This is a genomic window from Burkholderia sp. PR2 (assembly GCF_052372875.1).
GTDB classification, from domain to species: Bacteria; Pseudomonadota; Gammaproteobacteria; order Burkholderiales; family Burkholderiaceae; genus Burkholderia; species Burkholderia diffusa.
Map to the genome: position 1 here is coordinate 2350823 of NZ_JBQRWH010000001.1, position 26199 is coordinate 2377021.

Here is a 26199-nt window from a genome sequence, read left to right on the forward strand (position 1 = left end):
GGTCGGCCGGTACGGGCCGACCGACTACAAGACATGGGACTGGAGACACGATGAACACTTACGTTGCCGAAAAACCCACGGTCGCGACCACGCTCGCGCTGTGTTTCGCGATCGCACTCCTCGAAGGGCTCGACCTGCAGTCGGTCGGCGTCGCCGCGCCCCGCATGGCGCGCGAATTCGGGCTTTCCGTGTCGGAGATGGGCATCGCGTTCAGCGCGGGCACCTTCGGGCTGCTGCCGGGCGCGATGCTCGGCGGGTGGCTCGCCGACCGGATCGGACGCAAGCGCGTGCTGATCGCGTCGACCGTGCTGTTCGGACTGCTGTCGATCGCCACCGCGCAGGTATCGACCTTCGCGATGCTCGTCGTCGTGCGCGTGCTGACCGGCATCGGCCTTGGCGGCGCGATGCCGAACCTGATCGCGTTGTCGTCCGAGGCGGTCGAGCCGCGCTCGCGCAGCAGCGCGGTGGCGACGATGTACTGCGGCATCCCGTTCGGCGGCGTGATCGCGTCGCTGATCGGCGTGCTGCTCGCCGGCGATACCGAATGGCGGCACATCTTCTACGTCGGCGGCGTGGGGCCGCTGCTGCTCGTGCCGCTGCTGGCGTTGTTCCTGCCGGAATCGCGCGCGTATCTCGACGTCGCCGGCACGCCGGCCGCGCGCACCAGCGTCGCGCGCACGCTGTTCGGCGACGGCCGCACGACATCGACGGTCGCGCTGTGGGTCAGCTACTTCTGCACGCTGATCGTCCTCTACTTCCTGTTGAACTGGCTGCCGTCGCTGATGGCCTCGCGCGGGCTCGATCGCGCGCACGTCGGCCTCGTGCAGATCGCGTTCAACGTCGGCGCGGGGCTCGGCGCGCTCGGCATCGGCGCGGCGCTCGACCGGATGCGCGCGTCGCGCGTGGTCGGCGGCATGTATGTCGGGATCGTGCTGTCGCTCACCGCGCTCGCGGCCGCGCCCGGTTTCGCGTCGCTCGCGGCGGCCGCGTTCGCGGCGGGGATGTTCGTGGTCGGCGGGCAGTCGGTGCTGTATGCGCTCGCGGCGATCTATTACCCGACCGCGATGCGCGGCACCGGCGTCGGCGCGGCGGTGGCAGTCGGCCGGCTCGGTTCCGTCGTCGGGCCGCTCGCGGCCGCGACGCTGCTGGCCGCCGGCCGCAGCGCGCCCGTCGTGATCGGCGCGAGCATCCCCGTCACGCTCGTCGCGGCCGTCGCCGCGCTGGCGCTGATTCGCCGCCCGCAAGCGAGCGACTGACGTTTCGTTTTTATCCATGCGCGCCGTCAGAGCGCGCAATTCATCAAGGTCTGGAGACGCAACGAAATGAAGACGAAGACAAGGAACGGCCTGCTGGCCGCCGGCGCGTGCTGCGCGCTGGCCGCGCCGGTTGCGCACGCGCAGTCGAGCGTGACGCTGTACGGGATCATCGACACCGGCGTCGAGTTCGTGTCGCACGCAAACGCCGCCGGCGACCACGTCGTGCGCATGCCGGGCGTGACGGGCGAGCTGCCGTCGCGCTGGGGCCTGCGCGGCACCGAGGATCTCGGCGGCGGCTACCAGGCGGTATTCACGCTCGAAAGCGGCTTCAACGTGCGCGGCGGCGATCTCGGGCAGGGCGGCAGGCTGTTCGGGCGGCAGGCGTTCGTCGGGCTGAAGAGCGGCTTCGGCACGCTCGCGTTCGGCCGCCAGTACACGATGACCTATCTCGCGCTGCAGGGCGCGGACATCATCGGCCCCGACATCTACGGGCTCGGCTCGTTCGACGCATACGTGCCGAACGGCCGCGCCGACAACGCGGTGACCTACGTCGGCACGTATCGCGGCGTGACGCTCGGCGCCGCGTATTCGTTCGGCCGCGACGGCGCCGGCACCGGCAACTCGCCGGGGCAGGGCACGTGCGCGGGGCAGGTGCCGGGTGATGCCGTCCAGTGCCGCAACTGGTCGGTGATGCTCAAGTACGACAGCGCGTATTTCGGTGCGGCGGCGTCGTACGAGGAGCAGCGCGGCGGCACCGGCGCGGCCGCGAATTTCTTCGACGGCGTGGCGCCCGTCCCCTTCACCAGCAGCGGCGGCAAGGACGCGCGCACGCACGTGAGCGCGTATGCGCAGGCGGCCGGCGCGAAGATCGGCGCGGGCTGGATCGGGCGGCGCGTGTCGACCGGTTCGCCGGCCGCGCCCGGCGCGCATTCGGACCTGTTCTTCGTCGGTGCGTCGTATGCGATCAAGCCCGACTTCGTCGTCGACGGCGAAGGCTACCGGATCGTCAACAGCGCCCACGACACGCGCGCGACGATGGCCACGCTGCGCGCGACCTATCTGCTGACCAAGCGCACGGCTGTCTACGCGCAATCGTCGTATCTGTGGAACAGCGCGCATGCACGCTACGCGGTCAGCGGCGGCGGGCCCGGCACGACGCCCGGCGCGGGGATGGGGCAGCTCGGCGCGATGGTCGGCGTGCGGCACATGTTCTGATCCGGCAGCCTGACGAACGGGAGCTATCTTGAGCAGAAAATCTGCATTCCTTTGCATTGCACCGCTGTCGGCGGCGGCCATGCTCGCCGGGTGCGGCGGCGACGATTCGGTCAGCGTCACGCCGACGCACCTGAGCGCCGCGACGCCGGCCGCGATGACGCAGACCTGCGACGCGCTTGCCGCGAAGCTGTCGTATGCGAACACGTCGTTCACGTCGGTGACGACCGCGGCCGCCGGCGCGCTGACGGTGGCCGGCAAGCCGATCGCCGAGCACTGCGTGATCGACGGGAAGATGAACGAGCGCGTGAGCGCGGTCGACGGCAAGACCTATGCGATCGGCTTCGAAATGCGCTTGCCGAAAGCGTGGAACGGCCGCTTCTTCTACCAGGCGAACGGCGGGCTCGACGGCAACGTCGTGACCGCGACCGGCGAGATCGGCGGCGGCGGACCGCTGACCGACGCCCTGAACATGGGCTTCGCGGTGATCAGCTCGGATTCCGGGCACAGCGCCGCGCAGAACCCGCTGTTCGGCGTCGACCCGCAGGCGCGCATCGACTACGGCTACGGCGCGGTCGACGCGCTCACGCCGATGGCGAAGCAGGTGATCCGGCTTGCATACGGCAAGGCGCCCGACCGCAGCTATTTCGGCGGCTGCTCGAACGGCGGCCGTCATGCGATGGTCACGGCGGTGCGCAACCCGGCCGACTACGACGGCATCATCGCGGGCGACCCGGGCTTCCATCTGCCGAAGGCGGCGATCGGCGAGATGTACGGCGCGCAGCAGTTCGCGAAGATCGCGTCGGCGACCGGCTCGAACGGGCTGCCGGACATCCGTAGCGGCTTCAACGACGCGGAGCGCCGGTTCGTCGGCGCGACGATTCTCGACAGGTGCGATGCGCTCGACGGCGTGGCCGACGGGATGGTGCAGGACGTCGCCGCATGCCAGGCGCATTTCAGCGTCGAGACGGACATCCCGACCTGCGCGAACGGCACGCGTACCGGCACCTGCCTGACGATCGCGCAGAAGAGCGCGCTCGAGAACGTGTTCGCGGGCGCGCGCAACAGCGCGGGCACGGCGCTCTATGCGAGCTTTCCGTACGATCCGGGCATTGCCGGCGGCGGCTGGGCCGCGTGGAAGCAGTCGAATTCGATCACGCTCGACCCGGCCGCGATGGCGTTCACGTTCATGACGCCACCGAAAACCGCCGCGACGCTCGCGAACCTCGCCGGCTTCGCGCTCGGCTTCGACATGGACAACGACGCGCCGGCGATCTTCGCGACGAACGGCCCATACACGCAATCCGCGTGGTCGTTCATGACACCGCCCGACGAGACCAACCTGTCCGCGCTGAAGTCGCGTGGCGCGAAGCTGCTGGTCTATCACGGCACCGGCGACCCGGTCTTCTCGTACAACGACACGAGCGACTGGTACGGGCGGCTCGCGCAGGTGAACGGCGGCGACGCGTCGGACTTCGCGCGCTTCTATCCCGTGCCGGGCATGAACCACTGCTCGGGCGGGCCGGCAGCCGACCAGTTCGACATGCTGACGCCGCTCGTCGCGTGGGTCGAGCAGGGGCAGGCGCCCAAGGCGATCGTCGCCACGGCGCGCGACACGACGAACGCGGTGCCGAATGCGGACGTGCCGACGTCGTGGGGAGCGGGGCGCACGCGTCCGCTGTGTCCGTATCCGCAGGTCGCGCGCTACAACGGGTCGGGCGACGTGAACTCGGCGGCGAGCTTCAGTTGTCGCTGACGTAGCGGGCGTGTGAATGTACCGATGCGCGGGTGCATCGGTGCATTCACCGTCGTTTTGCAGGGGACGTGACGATCGTGCCGGCCTGAACGGAAGCGGCGATGCGCCGCGCACGACGATGGCGTTTGCCGCCGGACGCCGCATCCGGGGATACTATGGCGCTTTTCCATCGGCGCGACGCGTCCTGATCGACGTTGCTCGCCAGGTATCCTTCCTCTGATTCGACCATGCAAACCGTTGCGGTACTCGACTTCGAAACAACCGGGCTTTCCCCGAACATGGGAGACAGGGCGACCGAGATCGCCGTGATTCTTCTGCGCGACGGCGAGATCGTCGACCGCTACCAGAGCCTGATGAACGCGGGGCGCCGCATTCCGTCCGACGTCGTCGCGCTCACCGGAATCACGAATGAGATGATTGCGTCGGCGCCGCCGGTGTCGAAGGTCATGAAGGAAGCCGCCGCATTCGTCGGAAGCCACCCCGTCGTCGCGCACAACGCCGGCTTCGACAAGCGATTCTGGCAGGCCGAACTGGGCATGCTCGGCATGGCGGCCGAGCATGCGTTCGCGTGCACGATGCTCGTCGCGCGGCGCATCTACCCGCATGCGCAAAGTCACCGGCTGTCGAGCCTCGCCGACATGCTGCGGCTGCCGAAGGCAGGCCGTGCGCACCGCGCGATGGTCGACGCGGAGATCGCGAGCCATCTGTGGTGCCGGATGCAGCGCGACATCGGCGAGACTTACGGGCTGCGACAAGTCGATCACGGGCTCATGTCGCGATTGCAGGCGACGAGCAAGGCCAAGGTCGCGACGTTTTTCGGATCATTGGCCGCAGACCGGCGCTGACGTCGATCGTCACTCGCCGATCTCCACCGGCACCTCGAGCCCGACCTTCACGCGGCTCATGCTCACCAGCGTCTTGAACCGCTTCACGTTGTTGTTCGCGAAGAACAGCTCGCGCGTGAGCGCGTGGTGCTGATGGCCGGTCGGTGCGCGCTATTTCGCGGAAGTGGCGCGGCGCGCGTTGAAGGCGGTGTAACGGGCGTCAGGCCGCCGGAGCAGGGCGGCTGTCACGAAGCGGTTACGCTTCGGCCGCCCGCTTGCCCGGCGCGTCGGACGTGCTCGTGCGATCGAGGATCGCCAGCACTTCGCGCGCGGTGTTTTCCGAATGGCTGCGCAGCACCTGCGGCAGCTGCGTGTGGTCGGGATCGGCGAGCGCGGCCATGATGGCTTCGTGCTCGTGCAGCGATTCGGCCCAGCGCAGCGTGTCCGCGTTCGCGGCGCCGCGTGCGCGGTGCACCTTCGACATCAGCGACGCATAGATGCCCGACATCACCGGGTTGCCCGCCGCGTCGACGATCATCTGATGAATCTGCTGGTTCAGCCGGAAATATTCGACGCGCTTGCCGGCCTCGTGGCACTCCACCATCCGCCGGTGCTTCGCCTGCAACGCGGCGAGCGTCGACGCGGCGATGCGCTTGCGCAGCAACTCTCCCGCCATCGCCTCGAGCCCGTGCAGCAGCTCGAACGTCGACACGAGATCGTCGACGTCGATCGGTGCGACGCGATAGCCGATGTACTGGCGATGCGTGACGGCGCCTTCCGCGACGAGGACCTTCAGCGCTTCGCGCAGCGGCGTCTTCGACACGTCGAACGCGAGGCTCAGTTCCTTTTCGTCGATCCGCGCGCCGGGCGGCAATTCGCCTTCGTCGATCATCACGCGCAGGCGCGCGGCGATCTCCGCGGCCATGCCGCGGGTGCGCAGAAGCAGGGGATTGCGGGGTGTCTGGCTCATGATGGGGCAAGCTTATCACGATATCGGGGCTTACCCTGCACCATCTTAGCGATACAACAAATTCAATTAAACCAAGTGTTTACGCTAACGGTAATTATAAATTTCTAATCCTATACTCGGCTCCACGTTGCGCGACGTCCTGACCATCCTCGTTCACTCCTGGAGTCCGTCCATGTCTTCAACCTCCGGTGTCGCCGCCATGACGGTCGGCAAATCCGCCGTCCGCTGGAAGATATTCGTCGTCATGCTGAGCCTCATCGCGATCAACTACGTCGATCGCGCGTCGCTGTCCGTCGCCATGCCTTACATCTCGCAAGAGTTCAACATCGGGCCGGCGATGGAGGGTCTGATCCTCAGTTCGTTCTTCTGGACCTATGCGGTGATGCAGATCCCGGGCGGGATGCTGGCCGACCGGTTCAAGCCGCGCATCGTGATCGCGACGGCAACCGTGTTCTGGGGCTTCTTCCAGGCGATCGCCGCGCTGTGCACGAACGCGCCGTCGCTGTTGCTCACGCGCCTCGGCCTCGGCGCGTCCGAAGCGCCGATCTATCCGGCCGGCGGCAAGCTCAACGCGATCTGGATGACGCAAACCGAGCGCGGTCGCGGCGCCACGCTGCTCGACGGCGGCGCGCCGCTCGGCGCGGCCCTGGGCGCGGTGCTGATCGCCGGGCTGATCGCGCTGCTCGGCTCGTGGCGGCTCGCGTTTGCGGTCGCCGGTGTCGGCACCGTGCTGGCCGGTTTCCTTGCGTGGTACTACATCCGCAATACGCCGCGCGAGCATCCGGGCGTCAACGATCTCGAAGCCGACTACATCGAGGCGTCGCACGCGAGTGATCTCGCGGCCGAGCCGGCCAATGCGTCGGGCCGCTCGCGCGATTTCTTCAAGTACCGCTCGGTGTGGTGCATGTTCTTCGGCTGGATGTGCTTCAACAGCGTGTTCTACGGGCTGCTCACGTGGATGCCGAACTACCTGCACAAGGTGCACGGCTTCGACATCAAGCAGATGGGCGGCTCGACCTTCATCATCTTTTTCTGCGGCTTCGTCGGCGAGCTGCTCGGCGGCTGGATCGCCGACAAGTGGAAGGCCGCGGGCGGCCGTCCGAACGTCGTGATGCGCACGCTGTTCGGCATCGCGGCCGTGATCGCGACCGTGTCGATCTTTTCGGTCGCCTACGTGAAGAGCCCGGTCGTGTGCGTCGCGCTGCTGTCGTCGACCCTGTTCTTCCTGCGTTGGTGCGGGCTGTACTGGTGCATTCCGTCGTCGCTCGGCACGCGCAACAAGATCGGCTTCCTCGGCGGCTTCATGAACCTCGGCGGCAACATCGGCGGCATCACCGTGCCGATCGTCGTCGGCACGATCGTGCAGTTCACCGGTTCCTATTTCCTTGCGCTGATGGTGTTCGCGGCGGCCGGCGTCGGCCTGCTCGTGTGCTCCAGCGCGATCGACTACGAAAACAAGCTCCCGGTCTGACCGACCACTTTCACTGCATCGACTGCATTCACTGGTAGAGAGAAATCCATCATGAAGAAACGTACCCTGCTCGGCATGCTCACCCCGTCGTCCAACACGTCGCTCGAACCGCTGACGAGCGCGATGGTCGCCGGCCTGCCGGGCGTGTCCGCGCACTTCGCGCGCTTCCCGGTCACCGAGATCTCGCTGACGGGCCAGGCGCTCGGCCAGTTCGACGACGACAAGATCATCCAGGCCGCGATGCTGCTCGCCGACGCGAAGGTCGACGTGATCGCGTGGAACGGCACGTCGTCCGGCTGGCTCGGCTTCGAGGCCGACGAGCGGCTGTGCCAGCGCATCACCGAGGCGACGGGGATTCCCGCCACGACCTCCGTGCTCGCGCTCAACGAGATCCTGAAGAAGACCCACGCGCACGAGTTCGGCCTCGTTACGCCGTACCTCGACGACGTGCAGACGAAGATCGTCGACAACTACCGCCGCTCGGGGCTGAACTGCATCGCCGAGCGCCACCTGAATCTCAAGGTCAATTTCTCGTTCTCCGAAGTGACCGGCGACCAGATCGGCGGGATGGTGCGCGAAGTCGCGAAGGCCGGCCCGCGCGCGATCTCGATCTTCTGCACGAACCTGAACGCCGCGCACCTGGTGCCGGCGCTCGAGGAAGAGACGGGCATTCCGATCTACGACACGATCTCGACCGTCGTGTGGAAGTCACTGCAGCTCGCCGACTACGACACGCGGCAGGTGAAGGGCTGGGGGCGTCTCTTCAGCGAAGTGATCTGAGGCGCGCGCCATGTCGAACGATCTCGATTTCGTGATCCGTCACGCGGACGTCGTGACGGCGGCGGACCGGTTCTCGTGCGACATCGGCATCCGCGCGGGGCGCGTGGCCATGCTCGGCCACGGGCTCCCGCGCGCGCCGCGCGAGCTCGACGCGACCGGGATGCTGGTGATGCCGGGCGGCGTCGATGGGCACTGCCATCTCGACCAGCCGATGCCCGACGGGCTGAAGATGGCCGACGACTTCCTGTCCGGCACGCGCTCCGCGCTGTGCGGTGGCACGACCACCGTGGTGCCGTTCGCCGCGCAGGCGAAGGGGCAGTCGCTGCAGGCGGCCGTCGACGACTATCACCGGCGCGCGGAAGGGCGCGCGCTGATCGACTACGGCTTTCACCTGATCGTCGCCGATCCGACGCCGCACGTGCTGGCCGAGGAACTGCCGCGGCTGATCGCGAACGGCTACACGTCGTTCAAGGTGTACATGACCTACGACGACCTGAAGCTGAACGACCGGCAGATGCTCGACGTGCTGTCGGTCGCGCGCGAGCATGGCGCGCTCGTGATGGTGCATGCGGAGAACTCGGACTGCATCGGCTGGCTGACCGAGCGGCTGCTCGGCGACGGCCACGTCGCGCCGCATTTCCACGCGCATGCGCGGCCGGCGGTGGTCGAGCGCGAGGCGACGCATCGTGCGATCGCGTTCGCGGAACTCGTCGACGTGCCGATCCTGATCGTGCATGTGTCGGGTGCCGAGGCGATCGAGCAGATCCGCTGGGGGCAATCGCGCGGATTGCCGATCCTGGCCGAAACCTGCCCGCAGTACCTGTACCTGACGGCAGCCGATCTCGGCCATGGCGGTCACGACGGGTACGAAGGCGCGAAGTGCGTGTGCAGCCCGCCGCCGCGCGATCCGGCGAACCAGCAGGCGGTGTGGAAGGCGTTGAAGCAGGGCGTGTTCTCGGTATTCTCGTCCGATCACGCGCCGTTCAACTACGACGATCCGTGCGGCAAGCATCCGGGTGGACATACCGTGTCGTTCGACCATATCCCGAACGGAATTCCGGGGCTCGAGACGCGCTTGCCGCTGCTGTTCGACGGCGTGCGCAAGGGGCACCTGTCGCTGCACCAGTTCGTCGAGCTGACGTCGCTGCGGCCCGCGAAGCTGTACGGGCTGTATCCGCGCAAGGGGACGATCGCGGTCGGCGCCGATGCGGATATCGTCGTGTGGGACCCGGACAAGCGCGTGCGGATCGCGAATGCGTCGCTGCATCATGCTGTCGACTACACGCCTTATGAAGGGATCGAGGTGACGGGCTGGCCGCGTCATTGCCTGTCGCGCGGCGAACTGCTCGTCGAGGATGGCCGGCTGCTCGCCGCAGAGCCGGGGCGCGGGCAGTTCCTGCCGGCCGGCAAACCGTGTCTCGACTGACTTCACGGCATTTGATGTGACGCTCCGCCGGCAACGGCGGATGCGCATTTCCACAGGAGCAAGCATGAGCATTTCCCACGCAATGCGCGGCATCGCGGCCGCCGCGATCGTCGCCGGCTCGTGCGGCGGCCCGGCGCTGGCCGCGGGCGGCGTGCCGCAGGACCTGCCGAGCGTCGTGCCCGAAGCGGCCGGCGTCGATTCAGCGCCGCTCGTGCGGATGTCCGAATGGCTGCGCCGCGACCGGATGGACGTGCGCAGCCTCGTCGTCGTGAAGGACGGCAAGATCGTGTTCGAGCGCTACGGCGACGGCCTCACGCGCGACAACAACTACGAGCTGTATTCGGTGACGAAGACGATCACCGCGCTGCTCGCCGGCATCCTCGACGGCGAGGGCAAGCTCGACCCGTCGACCAAGGTCGCGCCGCTGATCGCGGCCGCGCGGCCCGATCTCGCGAGCGAACTCGCGGACAAGCAGGACATCGAGCTGCGGCATCTGATGTCGATGTCGAGCGGCTTGCGCTACACGACGCGCGAAGGCACCGATCCGCTGTATTACGACGCGCCCGACCGGTTGCGCGTCGCGGTGACGAGCCGGGCCACACAGCCGCCCGGCACGCATTTCGACTACATCGACGTGAACCCGGTGCTGGTCGGCACCGCCGTGTCGATCGCCGCGCGGGAGCGCGAGGACGACTTCGCGCGCAAGCGGCTGTTCGAGCCGCTCGGCTTCGCGCATTACCGCTGGAGCGGCGCCGACGGCACCGGCGCGGTGGCGGGCGGCTGGGGCCTGCGGCTGCGCGCCGTCGACATGGCGAAGATCGGCATGCTGCTGCTCGACAACGGCCGCTGGAACGGCAAGCAGATCGTGCCGGCCGGCTGGGTCCGGCAGATGACCACGCCGTCGCCGGCCGCGGCCGACTACGGCTATTACTGCTGGATCAGCCACGTCGTCGAACACGGCACGCCGGAATTCGGTGCGATGGGCTTCAAGGGGCAGTTCATCACGGTGCTGCCCGCGCAGCGTGCGGTCATCGTGATGACGAGCCTGCTGCCGACCGACGGCGGCTTGCGCGACGCGACCTATCTGAACCTGTATCGGCGGATGGTCGGCGACTACATCCTGCCGGCGCTTGCGCCCGCGCAGCCGCCGGTCGAGCGCGCGGAAACCACGCAGGCGCTGCGCGACGAACTCGCGCGCAGCCGTCGCACGAAAGGCGTGCCCGGGACCGCCGCCGCGTTCAACGATGCGCCGGAGATTTGATGAGGATTGCAAATTTCATTGACCGTTTGTCCATGTGGCGTCGCGATGGGCGGCGCCCGGCGGCGCCTTTCATGCGACGGCTGCTCGCGCGGGTTGCGGCGTTGCTGATCGGCGGCGGCGCGCTGGCGTCGGCGCCGGTGCCATCCGTGGCGCACGCGGCCGATGCGCTGCCGCCGCTGCATGAAACCGGCATCGCGGCGGCTGCGCCGGAAGACGTCGGCGTGGATTCGCGCAAGCTCGTCGAGCTGTCGCGCTGGATCCGCGAGCAGAAGCTCGACGTGTACAGCCTGCTCGTCGTGAAGGACGGCAAGCTGATCTTCGAGCGCTACGGTGCGAACGCGTCGCGCGATTCGACCTACGAGCTGTATTCGGTGACGAAGGCCGTGACGTCGCTCGTCGCGGGCATCCTGGTCGATCGCGGTGCCGTGCATCTCGACGAGCCGGTGGCCGCGCGGCTCGCCGCGTGGCGCCCCGATCTCGGCGACGCGCTCGCGGACAAGCGCGGCATCGAGCTGAAGCACGTGCTGTCGATGTCGAGCGGCCTGCATTACGACTTCAGCCCGAAGGACGATCCGATCTACTACACCGCGCCGGACCGGCTGAAGCTCGCCGCGTCGGCCGCGCCGAAGGTGGCGCCCGGCGCCGCGTTCGAGTACACCGACGTGAATCCGATCCTCGCATCGGCGATGTTGAGCGCGGCGGCCGGCGAGCCCGTCGAGCGCTATGCGCAGGCGAACCTGTTCGGCCCGCTCGACATGAAGCGCGCCGCATGGGAGCGCGCGGACCGCACGGGGCTCGTATCGGCCGGCTGGGGGTTGCGGCTGCGCGCGGTCGACATGGCGAAGATCGGCATGCTCGTGCTCGACGGCGGGCGCTGGCAGGGGCGCCAGGTCGTGCCGCAGGCGTGGATCGCGCAGATGACGTCGCCGCGCGTGTCGCCGCATTTCGGCTACTACTGGTGGATCAACAACATCGTCGAGCGCGAGCCCGAATTCGACGCGATGGGCTTCAAGGGGCAATTCATCACGGTGCTGCCGAAGCGCAACACGGTGATCGTGATGACCGGCGTGCTGCCGGTGGACGGCGGCCTGCGCGACGCGGAGAACGTGAAGCTGTTCCGGCGGATGGTGAGCGGCTACATCCTGCCGGCGCTCGATGGCGCCGCCGCGTCGGGGCAGCGGGTCGGCGGCGGCGATCCGCGTGCGGCGCTGCGCGACGAGCTTGCAGCGAGCGCGCGCACCGCAGGCGTGCCCGGCACGCAGGTCGATCCGACGGATTTGCCGAAGTAGCGCCGGGCGCGCGTTCGGCTTGCCGCTGCGGGCGAGCCGAGCGGCCGCCGCATCACGTCACGCCAGTTCGCCCAGGCATGCGTCGAACCGCGCGACGAGCGTATCGACGTCGTCGGTCGTCGTCTGCGGGCACACGAGCATCATGTTGTGGAACGGCGTGATGAGCACGCCGCGGTTCAGCAGGTACAGATGCACGATGTGCTCGAGCTCGCTGTCGAGCTGCTCGCCCGCGATCGTGCCGTTGCGCGGCGGCACGGGCGTGAACTGGAACTCGGTGCGCGCGCCGATGCGCGTCACGCACCATGGCAGCCCGTGTTTCGCGATCGCCCGTTCGAGCCCGGTCGCGAGCCGCGCGGCCAGTTCGAACATGTGCGCATACGCGGCATCGGTCGCGACTTCGGCGAGCGTCGCGCGCATCGCGTGCATGGCCAGCATGTTCGCGGTGAGCGTCGTGCCGATCCCGGAATGGCCGGGCGGCGCGTTCAGCTTCGCCTCTTTCGCGCGCTCCGCGAATTCGGCGCTGAACCCGTAGACCGCGCACGGCACGCCGCCCGCGATCGGCTTGCCGACCACCAGCGCGTCCGGTTCGAGACCGTGCGCGGCCGCGTAGCCGCCGGGGCCGCTGCTGATCGTGTGCGTTTCGTCGATCACGAGCAGCGTGCCGTAGCGGCGCGTCAGTGCGCGTGCGGCTTCCCAGAAGCCCGGATCGGGCAGCACCATCCCGATGTTCGTCATCGCCGGCTCGGCGAGCACGCACGCGACGTCGCCGTTCTTCAGCGCCGCCTCGAGCGCGTCGAGATCGTTGAACTCGACGACGCGCGTGTTCGCGAGCAGATCGTAGGACTGCCCGAGCAGGCTGTCGCGCTGCACCGGGCGGCCGTCCACGAGGTCGACGAACACGTCGTCGACCGTGCCGTGATAGCAGCCGTTGAACACGACGATCGTGTTGCGGCCGGTGGCCGCGCGCGCCCAGCGCAGCACGAAGCGGTTCGCGTCGCTCGCGCTCAACGCGAATTGCCAGACGGGTAGCTTGAAGCGGCGCGCGAGTTCTCGCGAGACCCACGCGGCGTCCTCGCTCGGCAGCATCGTCGTGTAGCCGCGCGTCGCCTGTTCGGCAAGTGCACGCGCGACCGGCTCGGGCGCATGGCCGAACATCGCGCCGGTGTCGCCAAGACAGAAGTCCGCGTAGCGATGACCGTCGACGTCGGTGAACGTCGCGCCGCGCGCTTCCTTCACGACCAGCGAGAACGGCGTCGACCAGTCCTGCATCCAGTGCAACGGCACGCCGAACAGCAAATGCTCGGACGCTTCCGCGGACAACGCGCGGGAGATCGGCATGGCTTCGGTGAATGCACGGCGCTCGCGATCGAACAGCGCGCGGGCGCGGATGAGGTCGACTCCGTGGCGGGTCTGCAATTGAGGCTCCTGTGACGGGTTTGCATGGACGGGTGATGCCTTCGAGAGCTTGTCATATTCCATGCGCGCGGTCGATTCGGGCCTGACCGCGTACCCATCAGACGTCGAGTTTCTGCGCATAAAGATACGACGACATATGTCTTTTCTCTGTCACTGAGAAGTGAGTGTGCGCACACATTCTGGCGAAGGCAGCTTTGAAATGAGGTAAGCGACAGATGCATCCTCGATTTCGATCACGGCGAGGCTTTGCCTTGTGGTGCGACGACGTATGAATGGAGGGCCGCCGCCTGGCGTGTTGATACCCCAACCATTGAAGGAATGCCCACGGCCGCAAACCGCTGCCGTTCGCCTTCGTCCGTCCGATCGCCTTCGCCGCAGCAGAGGTGTCGCGCCGCGATTTCATCGGCTGGACCGGCGCACTCGCAGGCGGTGCTGTGCTCGGCGGACTGTTCGCGGCCACACGAGCATTTGCTGCCGGCACCGTGCCCAACGCGGCGGTTGACCTGACGAACGTGACGATCGCCGGGCAGGCTGTCAACACGGCGATCATCGACAAGCGATGACGTAACGGCGTGGAGAGGCATTCGCGTGCGACCGGCCAAGGGCGCGCGAACGCGACGCGTCATGCCAGCGTTTTGACCATGTGGTGTTCGTCGTAGAAGCGGCCGTCGACGAACAGCGAACGCGGTTCCGTGCCGAACCGGACGAACCCCCGCGACGCGTACACCCGTTCCGCGGCGCCGTTGATTTCATTCACGCACAGGACCAGTTGCATGCACTGCCACGCTTGCGCTGCGTGCGCGGTCGCGTTGTCGAGCAGCGATTGCGCGATGCCGCGCCCGCGATACGCGGGGTCGACGAACACGCCCCAGATCGTCGCCTTGTGCGCGACCTTGGCACGCGCATCGCGGCGCACGCCCGTGATGCCGACGAGCGTTGCGTCGTCGAACGCGCCGAACACGGCGCGCTCGTGGGTTGGGGTGATGCGCGTCGCGAATTCATCGAGCGGGACGCGTGCTTCTTCGTCGCGGGTCGGCAGGAACGAGGTCGGCGACGTGTCGACCGCGCGGAGGCGGACGGACTGGAATTGCGCCGCGTCGGCGGCATCGAGCAGGCGGATCGTGATCATCGGTCGGGATTGTCGTTGGTGTGCCGTGATATCGGAATCTGCGGCGCAATGCGCGGCAGGGCATCGACAATGCTAAGCGGAAACGCACGCACTCGTTTGCCCGATCGGCACGCGAGATGAAGGGCGCCGATGCGCGAAGGGCGATGGAGATGACGCGTGGAGAATGGATGAGCGTTCGCGATGTCTGCGGGCAATCGCGCACTCGGCGTCGAAGGGATGCAAGCGGAAACGAACCGGATGCGGACATGCCGGCCGCAGCGTTCGATGCGAGCCCGACCGCGGCCGGTGCGCGACGTGAGGCGCGTGACGGCGCAGTGCCGTACGCGACAAGCGTGCCGCGCTGATGGAAGGAGCGGGGATGAAGCAATGCGCGCCCGTGCGTTGCGCCGAAGCGGCGCACGGCGTCGGACGCGTGAAATGCGGACGCGACGTGAGGTGTCCTCGATGCACCCGATCAGCTCAGGTGCACGCGACCCAGATCAATAACGCGACAGCTGATTGCCGTTGATCTGGACGCGATCGCCCGGGCGCAGGTTGCCTGGCGACTGCACGTCGAACGAGCGCGTCGAGCCGTCGCTGACCTGCACGTCGATCCGGTAGCTGCTCGGCGGTTGGGCCGCGCCCATCTGCTGGCCGATCTGGTTGCCGGCGACGGCGCCGCCGAGCGCGCCGATCACGGTGGCAGCATCGCGGCCGTGGCCACGGCCGAACTGGTTGCCCACCAGGCCGCCGACCAGCGCACCGACGACGGTGCCGGCGACGCCCGACGTGCCGATCGAGCCGCTGACCGGCTGGATGTTCGTGACGGTGCCGTATTGCGTGCCGTAGCCGTTGCCGTATTGCCCGGCGTAAGGCTGCGGGTTGCCGTATTGGTCGTACTGCGGGGCCTGGCTCGGATATGCCGGCTGCTGCGACTGCACGTAGCCGGGTTGCGAATACGCGGGCTGCGCGTAACCGGGCGTCGCGTACTGTTGCTGCGGATAGCCCGGTTGCGCGCCGTAGTATCCCGGCGCGACACAGGCGGTCAGCGGAAGCGCCGCCACGGCGACGAGCGAGGCGAACAGAACGGTCTTCGTGGAAGGCATGCGCATCATGATGTTTCCTGCATCGGCAACGTGTTCGCCGACGAATTCCGGGACGGGTGGCGAACTCGGCGTGAGTATAAGGAAAGGGCGGATGCGCGTCCGGTGCGGCCGGGTAACAACGTGTAAAGTCTGTTGCCGCGCAAATCGCGGCCGGGCGCGGCGGCGCGCGACGCCCGGCCGCGACCGTGCCGATGCACACTTGTCGGCAATGCGGGCACCGTCCTGGCGATCGCACCCGATCGCCGCGCCAGGCGCGACGGGGCGGCCCGTCCGTATATCGCGAAATCGAATGCGCGGCATCGCGACATTTAATTGGCCACTGGCCATCGCGTCCGATATCGTGACCGCATTCCCTGCCAACGGCCGGGCCGTGCCGGCCGCGGTCCTTTCGGCCATCCGAGCCGGCGTCGCGCAGCGACCGCCCCACACGTTCCGAGTCATGACCGATCGCTTCTTCACCAACGCCGTCGATGCCGGCGGCCAGCCCGTCAACCTCGCCGTCCATGACGGCCGCTTCGTCGCGATCGGGGCCGATTGCACCGCCGCGCCCGGCGCGGAAACGATCGACCTCGGCGGGCGCGTCGTGCTGCCCGGCTTCGTCGACGGCCACATCCATCTCGACAAGAGCTTCGTCGGCGACCGCTGGGTGCCGCACGAACCGGTCGGCTCGCTGCGCGAGCGGCTCGCGGTCGAGAAGCGCCAGCTCGCGGCCGCTCCGCCGATCGTCGAGCGCGCGAATGCGCTGATCGCGCAGGCCGCCGCGTTCGGCACGATCGCGATGCGCAGCCATGTCGACGTCGACGCGACGACCGGCCTGTCGAACCTGCAGGCCGTGATGGCCGCGCGCGAACAATGGCGCGGGGTCGTCGACATCGAACTGGTCGCGTTCCCGCAGGCCGGCGTGGTGACGTGCCCGGGCACCGCCGAGATCCTCGATGCGGCCGTGCGCGAAGGCGCCGACGTGGTCGGCGGGATCGACCCGACGACGCTCGACGGCGACGCGGACGGCCAACTCGACATCGTGTTCGGCATCGCCGAGAAGCGCGGCGCGAAGATCGACATCCACCTGCACGAACCGGGCGAGACCGGCATCGCGCAACTGTTGCGGATCGCGGCGCGCACGCGCGCGGCGGGCCTCGGTGGCCGCGTGAACGTGAGCCACGCGTATGCGCTCGGCCAGGTCGATCATGGCGAGGTCGCGCGTGCGGCCGCAGCACTCGCCGGCGCCGGCGTGTCGATCCTGACCAATGCGCCGGGCGACTGCGCATTCCCGCCGGTGCGGCAGCTGCGCGACGCGGGCGTGCACGTGTTCGCCGGCAACGACAACATTCGCGATGCGTGGTGGCCGTACGGCAACGGCGACATGCTGCAGCGCGCGATGATGGTCGGCTACCGCTCGGGTTTCTACACCGACGACGCGCTCGACATGGCGACGCATGCCGGCGCGCGCGCGATCGGCAAGGCCGACTACGGCATCGCGGTTGGCTGCGAAGCGAGCTTCGTCGCGGTGCGCGCGCCGAATGCGGCCGCCGCCGTCGCCGGCGTGCCGGCCGAACGCTGGGTGTTCCGCCGCGGCGAAAGCGATACCGGTGCGCCGTTCGCGCCGGCACAACGTTTCACGCGATAACGACCTGACCGCCGACGCGGTGCGTGCATCGTGAAGGCCCTGCACTGACCGACCAAACAGGAACCGACATGACGAACCTGCTGATCCGCAACGTCCGCACGCATGCAGACGAAGCGCTCGACATCCTGATCGAAGGCGAGCGCATCGCGCGCGTCGGCCCGTCGCTCGACGCGCCCGCCGGCTGCGCGATCGAGGACGGTGCAGGCGCGCTCGCGCTGCCCGGCCTCGTCGAAGGCCACACGCACCTCGACAAGACCCACTGGGGGATGCCGTGGTATCGCAACGCGGTGGGGCCGCGCCTGGTCGACCGCATCGAGAACGAACGCAACTACCGCGCGACGAGCGGCCACGATGCAGGCGCCGCGTCGCTCGCGCTGTCGCGCGCGTTCCTCACGGCCGGCACGACGCGTATCCGGACGCACGTGGATGTCGACACCGAGGCCGGGCTGCGGCATCTGCACGGCGTGCTCGCGACGCGCGAGACGCTGCGCGGCCAGGTGGAGATCCAGATCGTCGCGTTTCCGCAGTCGGGCGTGCTGAAGCGGCCGGGCACCGATGCGCTGTTGTCCGAGGCCCTCGCCGCCGGTGCCGATCTGCTCGGCGGCCTCGACCCGTGCGCGATCGAAGGCGATCCGGTCGAGGCGGTGAACGTGCTGTTCGGGATCGCCGAGCGTCACGGTCGCGGGCTCGACCTGCACCTGCACGAGCGCGGGTCGATGGGCGCGTACTCGCTCGACCTCATCCTGCAGCGCACTGCCGCGCTTGGCATGCAGGGCAAGGTCACGATCAGTCACGGCTTTTGCCTCGGCGACATCGCCGAGCGCGAGCGCGATGCGTTGCTCGCGCGGATGGCCGAACTCGGCGTCGCGATCGTCACGACCGCGCCGGCCGCGGTGCCGGTGCCGCCGGTCGCCGCGTGCCGTGCGGCCGGCGTGACCGTGATCGGCGGCAACGACGGCGTGCGCGATACGTGGACGCCGTACGGGTCGCCCGACATGCTCGAACGCGCGATGCTGATCGGCATGCGCAACGATTTCCGCCGTGACGACGCACTCGAAGTCGCGCTCGATTGCGTGACGCACGGCGCGGCACGCGGTTGCGGCTTCGCCGACTACGGTCTGGAGGTGGGCAAGCGTGCGGACGTCGTGCTCGTCGATGCGCTGACGTTCGCCGAGGCCGTCGTCGCGCGGCCGACGCGGCGGCTTGTCGTGTCGTCGGGGAAGATCGTCGCGCGCAACGGCGCGCTGGTCTGAGTGAAGCGTGAGCGCAGCGTCGCCCCGGTATGATCCGGTTTTCAGCCGGATTTCCCGGGAGACGACGATGCGACGCACGACAGCGGCACGGGCCGCACGATGGATGACGGCGGCTCTGGTCGCCGCGAGCGCCGCGCATGCGGTGGCGGCCGGCCCGACCGACGCGCAGCAGGAAGCCAACCGGCGGACGGTGCTCGCCTTCTACGAAAAAGGCCTGAACGAGAAAGATGCGGACGCCGCGCTCGCGTACGTCGGCGATCGTTACGTGCAGCACAACCCGAACGCGGCCGACGGCCGCGACGGCTTTCGCCAATTCATTGCATTCCTGCGTGACAAATATCCGCAGTCGCACAGCGAGATCAAGCGCTCGTTCGTCGACGGCGACTACGTGATCCTGCACGTGCATGCGGTGCGCGAACCCGGCACACGCGGCAGCGCGATCATGGACATCTTCAAGCTCGAGAACGGCAAGATCGTCGAGCACTGGGACGTGAACCAGCCGGTGCCGGAGCAGGCGGCGAACGGGAACACGATGTTCTGACGCGCGTGCCTTCCCCGGTCACGCGGTTGCTCGGCTGATGCCGACCGGCATCGCCGCGCTCATTCCTCCTCCTGCTCCAGCATCGCCGCGAGCGCCTTCGTCAGTTCGCTGACCATCGGATCGGCCGTCGGCCGATGCAGGATCGCGATGTCCATGTTCTCGATCGGCGCGAAGCCGCCGTGTTCCTCGGTCAGCACCACGTGCTCGTCGGTCACCACGCGCGCGGGCAGCACGCTGATGCCGAGCCCGTCCGCGACGGCCGCCTGGATGCCGCTCAGGCTCGACGTCGTGAAGCTGATCCGCCAGCGGCGGCCGCGTTCCTCGATCGCCTTGATCATGTCGTCGCGATAGAGCCCGCGCGGCGGGAACACGACGATCGGCACCGGATCGAGCTCGATCGTCGGATGTTGTGCGCTGTCGATCCAGCGCAGCTTCTCCGGCCAGCGCACCACCGCCTCGCGACTGTCGCGCCGTTGCTTGATCAGCACCAGATCGAGCTCGCCGCGATCGTAGGCCGCGCAGATGTCGCGGCTCAACCCGCACATCACCTCAAGCTTCACCTGCGGATGATCGCGCTTGAAGGCAGCGAGCGCATGGGTCGTGCGGCCCGCCGCGAAATCGTCGGGCACGCCGAGCCGGATCGTCAGCGCGACGGTCGCGCCCGACAGCGCTTCCAGCATCTCGTCGTTCAGCGCGATCATGCGCCGTGCGTAGCTGAGCACCGTCACGCCAGCGTCGGTCGGCCGCACGTCGCGCGTGCCGCGGTCGAGCAGGCGATGCCCGGCGATCTCCTCCAGCCGCCGCACCTTCTGGCTGACCGTCGACTGCGTTGAATGCAGGCGCGCGGACGCGGTCGTGAAGCTGCCGCAGTCGGCGACCATCACGAGCGCGCGCAACAGGTCGAGGTCGAACAAAGGTCTATTCATTTCTGCACTTTTCTGGCGTCGAGCATTTCATTTATAAATACATGCGACGACTTTTAACATGGCCCGAGCCCGTGGGCAATCGCGGTTTCGCCGGACCCGGCGCCGGAGGCGCTGCCGCGCGGCGCGGCCGATCGCGGTGCACGGCAATCATGTGGAGGCGGCGCGCGCGGACATGAACGCCGATCACATGAATCGGTTCGACCGTAATATCAACGCGGTATAGGTCAGAACCCGGTCCGGGTAAATCGCGAGGGGTGATTCCCGATCGTCCCGGCTTGTGGATATTCAATCAAATACACTCTCCGCCGACTGTGCGCATTACCGGGTAAACGCCTGAACACCCGTGAATATCCGGTAAATTTTTATATTTTGCGTGTTAAATCGCTCTTCCGGCGCGAATTCTCCACGCAATTCCCGCCCGTGGGCTCCACGTTCATTCGCTCGGCTTGCGCTCCAAAATTGAGCAGTCTAGACTGCATCGCAGTTTCATCGAAGTCCCAGTCTTTCGCGCACCGCGCCGGGCCTGCCGGCACGACGCTCCCCAACGGACGCCCGGCGCTCGCCCGCCGCGTCGAGACCACAAGGACACACCATGAACCGCACTGCAAAGCTCGTCGTTTCCGCGCTGGCGTTCGCGCCGCTCGTCGCGTTCGCGCAGGACACGGCGACGATCCGCTGGGGCATCGATCCCACGTATCCGCCGTTCGAGGCGAAGCAGCCCGACGGCTCGCTCGCCGGTTTCGACATCGACCTGCGCAACGCGATCTGCGAGCAGTTGCGCGCGAAATGCGTGTGGGTCGAGCAGGGCTTCGACGGGATGATTCCGGCGCTGCGCGCGCGCAAGTTCGACGTGATCATGTCCGCGATGACGGCCACCGACGAGCGACTCAAGCAAATCGACTTCTCGAACAAGCTGTACGCGTCGCCGGGTGCGCTCGTCGCGCCGGCCGGTTCGAAGCTGCTGCCGACCGCCGCGTCGCTCGCCGGCAAGCGCATCGGGATCGACCAAGGCACGACGCAGGAGGCGTACGCGAAGGCCGAATGGGCGACCAAGGGCGTGACGATCGTGTCGTACCAGAACCAGGACCAGGTGTATCAGGATCTGGTGAACGGCCGCCTCGACGCGACCTTCCAGGACAAGACGCAGGCCGGCTACTCGTTCCTGAAGACGCCGCGCGGCAAGGGCTATGCGTTCGCGGGCCCCGACGTGACCGACGTGCGCATCACCGGCTACGGCGTCGCGATGGGCGTGCGCAAGGGCGACGCCGAGATGAAGAAGCGGCTGAACGACGCGATCGTCGCGATCCGCGCGAACGGCACGTACCAGAAGATCGCCGCGAAATACTTCGACTTCGACATCTACGGCGCGAAGCAGTGAGCGTCGCACCGTGACTCCGTGATTCATTCCATCGACAGGCAAACCATGACGAGTATCCAGGAGCGCGTCGCGCAAGCCGTGACGCCCGAGCTGATCGCCGCCTTCCGTGAGGAAGGCGCGGTCTGCATCAAGGGCATCTTCTCGCCCGACGAAGTGGCCGCGCTGCGTGCCGGCATCGACGCGAACCTCGCGCAGCCCAGCGCGCGCGCGAAGGTCGCGAGCCGGCCCGACGACCCGGGCTGGTTCTTCGAGGACTTCTGCAACTGGCAGCACAACGACGCGTACCGCGACTTCATCGTGCGCTCGCCCGCGCCGTCGGTGGCCGCGGCGCTGATGGGCACGCAGACGGTGCGGCTGCATCACGACCACCTGCTCGTGAAGGAGCCCGGCACGCGGCAGCGCACGCCGTGGCACCAGGACCAGCCGTACTACAACATCGAAGGCGACGACAACGTCAGCATGTGGATTCCGGTCGATCCAGTGCCGCTCGAATCGACGCTGGAATTCGTCGCGGGTTCGCACCAGGGGCCGTGGCTGATGCCGCGCACGTTCATGGACAAGGAGGCGAAGTGGTTCCCGGAAGGCAGCCTCGCCGACCTGCCCGACATCGAAGCCGACCGCGCGGCGTTCCCGATCCGCCATTGGGCGCTCGAGCCGGGCGACATGGTGTGCTTCCGGATGCTCACGCTGCATGCGTCGGGCGGCACGCAGAATCGCCGGCGCGCGTTCTCGATCCGCTTCGTCGGCGACGACATCCGTCACGCGCCGCGCCGCTGGAAGACGTCGCCCGACTTCCCGGGGCTCGCGGACGAACTGCCGGACGGCGCGCCGCTCGAGCATGCGCTGTTTCCGGTCGTGTGGTCGCGTGGCGCGGGGCAGGTCGGGGCGATCTGAGCGTGAGCGACGCAGAGCGACGCCATAGGGTGAGATCACGCGTGCGGCGTCCGTTTTGCGATGAAGCGGCCGCCGCGCGTGGTCGTTTTCGAGTGTCGGGGAAGGTTCAGGTCTGGTGCCGCCCGGCGCCCGGCTTGAAGCGCGAGCCGAGCCGGTAGCGGTTGCCCGGATGCAGGAAGTGCACGAACGTGACTGGCAGTCCGTTCGTCCAGGTGCGGCGCGTGAGCGTGAGGCACGGCTCGTCGGCGCGCATGTCGAGCAGCCGCGCCTGTTCGCCGGTCGGCAGCGACGCGTCGACCACGTGCTCGATTTCCAGTTCGTAGTGCGACACGTTGTTGAACAGGTATTCGGACGGCGGCTCGGCCTGGAAATCCTGATCGATGAATTCGGGCGCGGCGGCCGGGTTCACGTAGCGATCCTCGAGCTGGATCGGGCGGCCGTTTTCCTCGTGCACGCACACCACGTGAAAGACCGGCGTGTTGACCGCGAGCCCGAACGCGGCCGCGACGTCGAATGATGCAGGCTCGCGCGACTGGCTGAGCACGCGGCAGCGGTACTCGTGGCCGCGCGCGCGGATCTCGTCGCGGATATGCGCGATCATCAGCAAGTTCGACTGCGGCTTCACCTCGGCGACGAAGGTGCCGACGCCCGCGATGCGCTTCAGCACGCCTTCCTCGGTCAGCTCGCGCAGCGCGCGGTTGACCGTCATGCGCGCGACGCCGAACTGCGCGGCAAGATCGAGTTCGGACGGAATGCGGTCCCCCGGGCGCCAGTCGCCTGCATCGACATGCTGGCGGACGAGCGTCTTGATCTGCTGGAACGGTGCGGTGGTCTTCGTGACCATCGGGGGATCCTCGGGGAAAGGCAACCGCGAAATTCTATCCCGGATCAGGTCGCGGACAGTTCGCGAACGTCGGCCGTCGGCGCCGAACCGAACGCGTCGCTCAGTGCATGGCCGATCAATTGCCGCGCGGCCGCTTCGGGCGTCGACAGCGCGCCGCTCGACTTCAACTGGTCGAATTTCTCGCGCATCGGGAAGTTCGCTTCGCTGGTCGAGCGGATCGTCGCCTGCATGCCCGTATCGACGACGCCCGGCGCGACGCTGCAGATCCGCAGCGCGCGGTTCGCGTCGAGCGCGACGGCGCGCGCGTGATGATCGAGCGCCGCCTTGGTCGCGCAGTAGACGCTCCAGCCCGCATACGCGTTGCGCGCGGCGCCGCTCGACACGTGCAGGATCCGGCATTCGGTCGGCGCCGCTGCCGCCTGCACGAGCGCGGCCGACAGCATCAGCGGCGCCGCGACGTTCACGCCGACCGCGCGCGCGACGAGCGCCGGGTCCTGCGCGGCGAGCGGGCCGATCGGATCGACGATGCCCGCGTTGTTGAAGAGCAGCACGATCGACGCGCCGTCGACGAAGCGGCGCAGCGTGTCGCCGGCGAGCCACGTCGCGATGGCCGACGTGTCCGACAGGTCGAGCTCGATTTCGGCGAAACGGCCGCCGGCCTGCGCGGCGAGCGACGGATGACGGCTGCGCGACACACCGAGCACGGCAATGCCTTCCTGCAGCAATTGTTCGGCGAGCGACGCGCCGAGGCCGCGCGTGTGTCCGGTGACGATGGCGCGCACGGTCGGCGCTGAGATGGATGCAGTCATGGCGGTGAACGAGTGAACGGATGAACCGTGTTGACGCGTGGCGCGCATGCGCGGCGGCACGGCGTGCGGGACGGGCGATGCGCGGTGCTGGCGTGGCGTGCGAATTTGGCGGCGTGCGGCACCGCATCCCCAAGTGAACGCGTATCGTACCGCCGGCCCGCGCGACGCGCAAACGCGGGGCGACGCCGCGCGCAGGCGCGGTGCGTGGATTCGCGACGTCGAACGCATGCGCCGCCGCGCACCGTCGCGTGGCCGATACGTTGGACGAAAGCGGGCTGCGGCAAGTCCGCACGCCATGGCCGCGAGTGGCGCCGGGCCCCACGTCGCGAGCTATCATATGGCTCGCCCGTTCGCGACGCCGGACGGGGCGCGACCGTTTCCCTTCACTTGCTGCACGCTGCGACGCATCCATGAACACCACGCCGGACATGCCCACGCCACGCGCCCTGCGCGAACTTACGCCTCTCGAGGCCCGCATTCTCGGGGTGCTCGTCGAGAAGCAGCACACCGTGCCCGACACCTATCCGCTCTCGCTGAATGCGCTGACCTCGGGCTGCAACCAGAAAACCGCGCGCTCGCCGGTGATGAACGTCAGCGAGGACGAAGTCACGACCGCGCTCGACGGGCTCAAGCATCTGAGCCTCGTGATGGAAGGGAGCAGCAGCCGCGTGCCGCGTTTCGAGCACAACATGAACCGTGTGCTCGGGATTCCGAGCCAGGCGATCGCGCTGCTGACGATCCTGCTGCTGCGCGGCCCGCAGACGGCCGCCGAACTGCGCCTGAACAGCGCACGCCTGCATGGCTTCGCGGACATCTCGTCGGTCGAGGCGTTCCTCGACGAACTGGCGGCGCGTGCGCAGCCGCTCGTCATCCGGCTGCCGCGCGCGCCCGGTGCGCGCGAGAATCGCTGGATGCACCTGATGTGCGGCGAGGTGAACATCGCCGAATTCGCCGGTTCGGATGCGGGCGCCGGCGCGGACTCCGTTCCGCCGTCCGAGTTCGAGGCGCTGAAGGCCGAACAGAAGCGGCTTGCGGATGAGGTGGCGCGGCTGAACGCGCTCGTTCAGCGCATGGCGACCGAACTCGGGATCGACGTCGACACCCCAGGCGACGCCGGCTGACCGCCCGAGCCAACTCGACACCGGCGCGGCCGAGGGCGCGCCGGGTGACGAACGCGCCTCCCGGCATCGCTCGAATCCGCGCTACCAGCGGCACCCCGTCTTCTCGGACGCATCGACGTCCTGCGCCCACGCGAAGTCGGTCTTCTTGCCGGTGCGCGCATTGGTGTACGTCATCGAATAGACGATCGCACCCTGGCTCATCATTTCGTATTCACCGTTGATCTTGCCGTCGACCATTTCCCACCACGTCGTCGTGAACTGGTACGGGCGGCCTTCCGCGAGTTCTTCCTGATCCACGTGCTTGAACAGCAGCGGAATCGCCGCCTTCGATTTCGCGTAGCGGACGACACCACCTTGCCACTTCGCCACGTCGTCGTAATACGTGCGCAACTCGAAGCGCACGGGTTTGTCGCCGGTCGTCCTGAAGCACAGCACCTCGATGCTGACTTCGGCCGACGCAGGCAATGCGATGCACAGCAGCAACGCGGCAAGTGTCTTTTTCATGTTTGCGTGTGAGTCGTGGATGGAACGGCGATTCAGCCGACGGTGATCCGCGTCGCGCCCGCGTCGACGAGCCGGAACGGCAGATCCTCGACGGCCGCCTCCGGCGCCGGACCGAGATCCGCGTTCACGCGGCATCCCTGCTCCGTGCGCGCCGGTTCGGACAGATAGTGAACGATACCGTGCAAACCGTCTTCCGCCGGCACGCCTTCGTCGTCGGCGTCGAACCGCGCGAAGAACCATGCCTTGAACACGTTGGTGACCGCGACTTCGTCGGGACCGCCGGCTTCGATCGTCGCGATGGAGTTTAGGCGTTTACCTTCAAACAAACGGAAATCCGCATCAATTCCGTTCTCGCTGTGCTTCAATTCATCCGGTTCGCAGTCCTACTAAATTACATATCGAAAACAGAACGGACAATTCACTCAAA

General features: G+C 67.9%; 24 protein-coding genes and 2 pseudogenes. 16 read left to right on the forward strand and 10 right to left on the reverse strand.

Features of this window, described 5'->3' with window-relative positions; translation table 11 throughout:
• The first annotated feature begins 50 nt into the window (after nucleotides 1-50).
• From mhpT to ACT2FV_RS10455, 4 genes are all read left to right on the forward strand, one after another.
• Nucleotides 51-1256 carry a 3-(3-hydroxy-phenyl)propionate transporter MhpT gene (gene mhpT, locus ACT2FV_RS10440; RefSeq protein ID WP_174920101.1) on the forward strand — a complete coding sequence of 402 codons (1206 nt, stop codon included), beginning with the start codon at nucleotides 51-53 and terminating at the stop codon, nucleotides 1254-1256.
• A gap of 66 nt (nucleotides 1257-1322) precedes the next feature.
• On the forward strand, nucleotides 1323-2471 hold the full coding sequence (locus tag ACT2FV_RS10445; protein ID WP_059604750.1) for a porin: 1149 nt from the start codon (nucleotides 1323-1325) through the stop codon (nucleotides 2469-2471).
• A gap of 28 nt (nucleotides 2472-2499) precedes the next feature.
• Nucleotides 2500-4224 (forward strand): tannase/feruloyl esterase family alpha/beta hydrolase, encoded by a 1725-nt coding sequence (locus ACT2FV_RS10450; protein ID WP_444503806.1) that lies wholly within the window; start codon nucleotides 2500-2502, stop codon nucleotides 4222-4224.
• Between the two features lie 227 nt (nucleotides 4225-4451).
• Nucleotides 4452-5069 (forward strand): 3'-5' exonuclease, encoded by a 618-nt coding sequence (locus tag ACT2FV_RS10455; protein WP_059604755.1) that lies wholly within the window; start codon nucleotides 4452-4454, stop codon nucleotides 5067-5069.
• 9 nt (nucleotides 5070-5078) lie between these two features.
• Here the strand turns inward: ACT2FV_RS10455 and ACT2FV_RS10460 are convergent.
• Both ACT2FV_RS10460 and ACT2FV_RS10465 read right to left on the reverse strand, forming a co-directional pair.
• A pseudogene (locus ACT2FV_RS10460) lies at nucleotides 5079-5201 on the reverse strand (AsnC family transcriptional regulator); the annotation flags it as partial.
• Between the two features lie 103 nt (nucleotides 5202-5304).
• Nucleotides 5305-6018: a GntR family transcriptional regulator gene (locus tag ACT2FV_RS10465; RefSeq protein WP_444503807.1), complete on the reverse strand. Its 714-nt coding sequence runs from the start codon at nucleotides 6016-6018 to the stop codon at nucleotides 5305-5307.
• Between the two features lie 172 nt (nucleotides 6019-6190).
• On the opposite strand from ACT2FV_RS10465, the gene ACT2FV_RS10470 reads away from it, so the two are divergent.
• The 5 genes from ACT2FV_RS10470 to ACT2FV_RS10490 all read left to right on the forward strand — a co-directional run bounded on the left by ACT2FV_RS10470 (nucleotide 6191) and on the right by ACT2FV_RS10490 (nucleotide 12245).
• Nucleotides 6191-7489 carry an MFS transporter gene (locus ACT2FV_RS10470; protein WP_124624587.1) on the forward strand — a complete coding sequence of 433 codons (1299 nt, stop codon included), beginning with the start codon at nucleotides 6191-6193 and terminating at the stop codon, nucleotides 7487-7489.
• Nucleotides 7490-7540: 51 nt separating this feature from the next.
• On the forward strand, nucleotides 7541-8269 hold the full coding sequence (locus ACT2FV_RS10475; RefSeq protein WP_444503808.1) for a maleate cis-trans isomerase family protein: 729 nt from the start codon (nucleotides 7541-7543) through the stop codon (nucleotides 8267-8269).
• Nucleotides 8270-8279: 10 nt separating this feature from the next.
• Complete coding sequence (gene hydA, locus ACT2FV_RS10480) at nucleotides 8280-9695, forward strand: dihydropyrimidinase (RefSeq protein ID WP_444503809.1); 1416 nt, start codon at nucleotides 8280-8282, stop codon at nucleotides 9693-9695.
• A gap of 64 nt (nucleotides 9696-9759) precedes the next feature.
• On the forward strand, nucleotides 9760-10956 hold the full coding sequence (locus ACT2FV_RS10485; protein ID WP_444503810.1) for a serine hydrolase domain-containing protein: 1197 nt from the start codon (nucleotides 9760-9762) through the stop codon (nucleotides 10954-10956).
• Between the two features lie 71 nt (nucleotides 10957-11027).
• On the forward strand, nucleotides 11028-12245 hold the full coding sequence (locus tag ACT2FV_RS10490; RefSeq protein ID WP_444503811.1) for a serine hydrolase domain-containing protein: 1218 nt from the start codon (nucleotides 11028-11030) through the stop codon (nucleotides 12243-12245).
• Nucleotides 12246-12302: 57 nt separating this feature from the next.
• On the opposite strand, the gene ACT2FV_RS10495 is transcribed toward ACT2FV_RS10490, so the two are convergent.
• A complete protein-coding gene (locus ACT2FV_RS10495) occupies nucleotides 12303-13661 on the reverse strand; it encodes an aspartate aminotransferase family protein (protein WP_151049876.1) in 1359 nt (452 codons plus the stop codon).
• A 383-nt stretch (nucleotides 13662-14044) separates the two neighbouring features.
• Here ACT2FV_RS10495 and ACT2FV_RS10500 point away from each other — a divergent pair, with 383 nt between their 5' ends.
• A complete protein-coding gene (locus ACT2FV_RS10500; RefSeq protein WP_279608086.1) occupies nucleotides 14045-14224 on the forward strand; it encodes a twin-arginine translocation signal domain-containing protein in 180 nt (59 codons plus the stop codon).
• Nucleotides 14225-14283: 59 nt separating this feature from the next.
• Here ACT2FV_RS10500 and ACT2FV_RS10505 read toward each other — a convergent pair whose 3' ends face one another.
• Nucleotides 14284-14790, reverse strand: coding sequence for a GNAT family N-acetyltransferase (locus tag ACT2FV_RS10505; protein ID WP_124901758.1), 507 nt, complete (start codon nucleotides 14788-14790; stop codon nucleotides 14284-14286).
• A gap of 479 nt (nucleotides 14791-15269) precedes the next feature.
• Complete coding sequence (locus ACT2FV_RS10510; protein WP_059604781.1) at nucleotides 15270-15884, reverse strand: outer membrane lipoprotein; 615 nt, start codon at nucleotides 15882-15884, stop codon at nucleotides 15270-15272.
• Between the two features lie 430 nt (nucleotides 15885-16314).
• Here ACT2FV_RS10510 and ACT2FV_RS10515 point away from each other — a divergent pair, with 430 nt between their 5' ends.
• The 3 genes from ACT2FV_RS10515 (at nucleotide 16315) to ACT2FV_RS10525 (ending at nucleotide 19296) form a co-directional block, all read left to right on the forward strand.
• Nucleotides 16315-17502: an amidohydrolase family protein gene (locus ACT2FV_RS10515; RefSeq protein ID WP_444503812.1), complete on the forward strand. Its 1188-nt coding sequence runs from the start codon at nucleotides 16315-16317 to the stop codon at nucleotides 17500-17502.
• Nucleotides 17503-17570: 68 nt separating this feature from the next.
• Nucleotides 17571-18755: an amidohydrolase family protein gene (locus ACT2FV_RS10520; protein ID WP_444503813.1), complete on the forward strand. Its 1185-nt coding sequence runs from the start codon at nucleotides 17571-17573 to the stop codon at nucleotides 18753-18755.
• A 67-nt stretch (nucleotides 18756-18822) separates the two neighbouring features.
• Nucleotides 18823-19296 carry a nuclear transport factor 2 family protein gene (locus tag ACT2FV_RS10525; protein ID WP_151049881.1) on the forward strand — a complete coding sequence of 158 codons (474 nt, stop codon included), beginning with the start codon at nucleotides 18823-18825 and terminating at the stop codon, nucleotides 19294-19296.
• Between the two features lie 59 nt (nucleotides 19297-19355).
• Here ACT2FV_RS10525 and ACT2FV_RS10530 read toward each other — a convergent pair whose 3' ends face one another.
• Nucleotides 19356-20222: a LysR family transcriptional regulator gene (locus tag ACT2FV_RS10530; RefSeq protein WP_059604793.1), complete on the reverse strand. Its 867-nt coding sequence runs from the start codon at nucleotides 20220-20222 to the stop codon at nucleotides 19356-19358.
• Between the two features lie 592 nt (nucleotides 20223-20814).
• Between ACT2FV_RS10530 and ACT2FV_RS10535 the strand changes: the two genes are divergently transcribed.
• Nucleotides 20815-21600, forward strand: coding sequence for an ABC transporter substrate-binding protein (locus ACT2FV_RS10535; RefSeq protein WP_124901752.1), 786 nt, complete (start codon nucleotides 20815-20817; stop codon nucleotides 21598-21600).
• Between the two features lie 45 nt (nucleotides 21601-21645).
• Nucleotides 21646-22494 (forward strand): phytanoyl-CoA dioxygenase family protein, encoded by an 849-nt coding sequence (locus tag ACT2FV_RS10540; RefSeq protein WP_059604797.1) that lies wholly within the window; start codon nucleotides 21646-21648, stop codon nucleotides 22492-22494.
• Nucleotides 22495-22600: 106 nt separating this feature from the next.
• Here the strand turns inward: ACT2FV_RS10540 and hutC are convergent, their stop codons facing one another.
• Both hutC and ACT2FV_RS10550 read right to left on the reverse strand, forming a co-directional pair.
• Nucleotides 22601-23338, reverse strand: a complete 738-nt coding sequence (gene hutC / locus ACT2FV_RS10545; RefSeq protein WP_059604799.1) for a histidine utilization repressor — start codon at nucleotides 23336-23338, stop codon at nucleotides 22601-22603.
• 44 nt (nucleotides 23339-23382) lie between these two features.
• Nucleotides 23383-24147 (reverse strand): SDR family oxidoreductase, encoded by a 765-nt coding sequence (locus tag ACT2FV_RS10550; protein ID WP_444503814.1) that lies wholly within the window; start codon nucleotides 24145-24147, stop codon nucleotides 23383-23385.
• Nucleotides 24148-24557: 410 nt separating this feature from the next.
• Here ACT2FV_RS10550 and ACT2FV_RS10555 point away from each other — a divergent pair, with 410 nt between their 5' ends.
• Nucleotides 24558-25268, forward strand: a complete 711-nt coding sequence (locus ACT2FV_RS10555; protein WP_124901748.1) for a YceH family protein — start codon at nucleotides 24558-24560, stop codon at nucleotides 25266-25268.
• An 81-nt stretch (nucleotides 25269-25349) separates the two neighbouring features.
• Here the strand turns inward: ACT2FV_RS10555 and ACT2FV_RS10560 are convergent, their stop codons facing one another.
• Both ACT2FV_RS10560 and ACT2FV_RS10565 read right to left on the reverse strand, forming a co-directional pair.
• The gene (locus ACT2FV_RS10560) at nucleotides 25350-25772 is read right to left on the reverse strand and encodes a hypothetical protein (RefSeq protein ID WP_124901747.1); all 423 of its coding nucleotides are present in this window, start codon (nucleotides 25770-25772) and stop codon (nucleotides 25350-25352) included.
• 32 nt (nucleotides 25773-25804) lie between these two features.
• Nucleotides 25805-26068: pseudogene (locus ACT2FV_RS10565) on the reverse strand (hypothetical protein); the annotation flags it as partial.
• Between the last annotated feature and the right edge of the window lie 131 nt (nucleotides 26069-26199).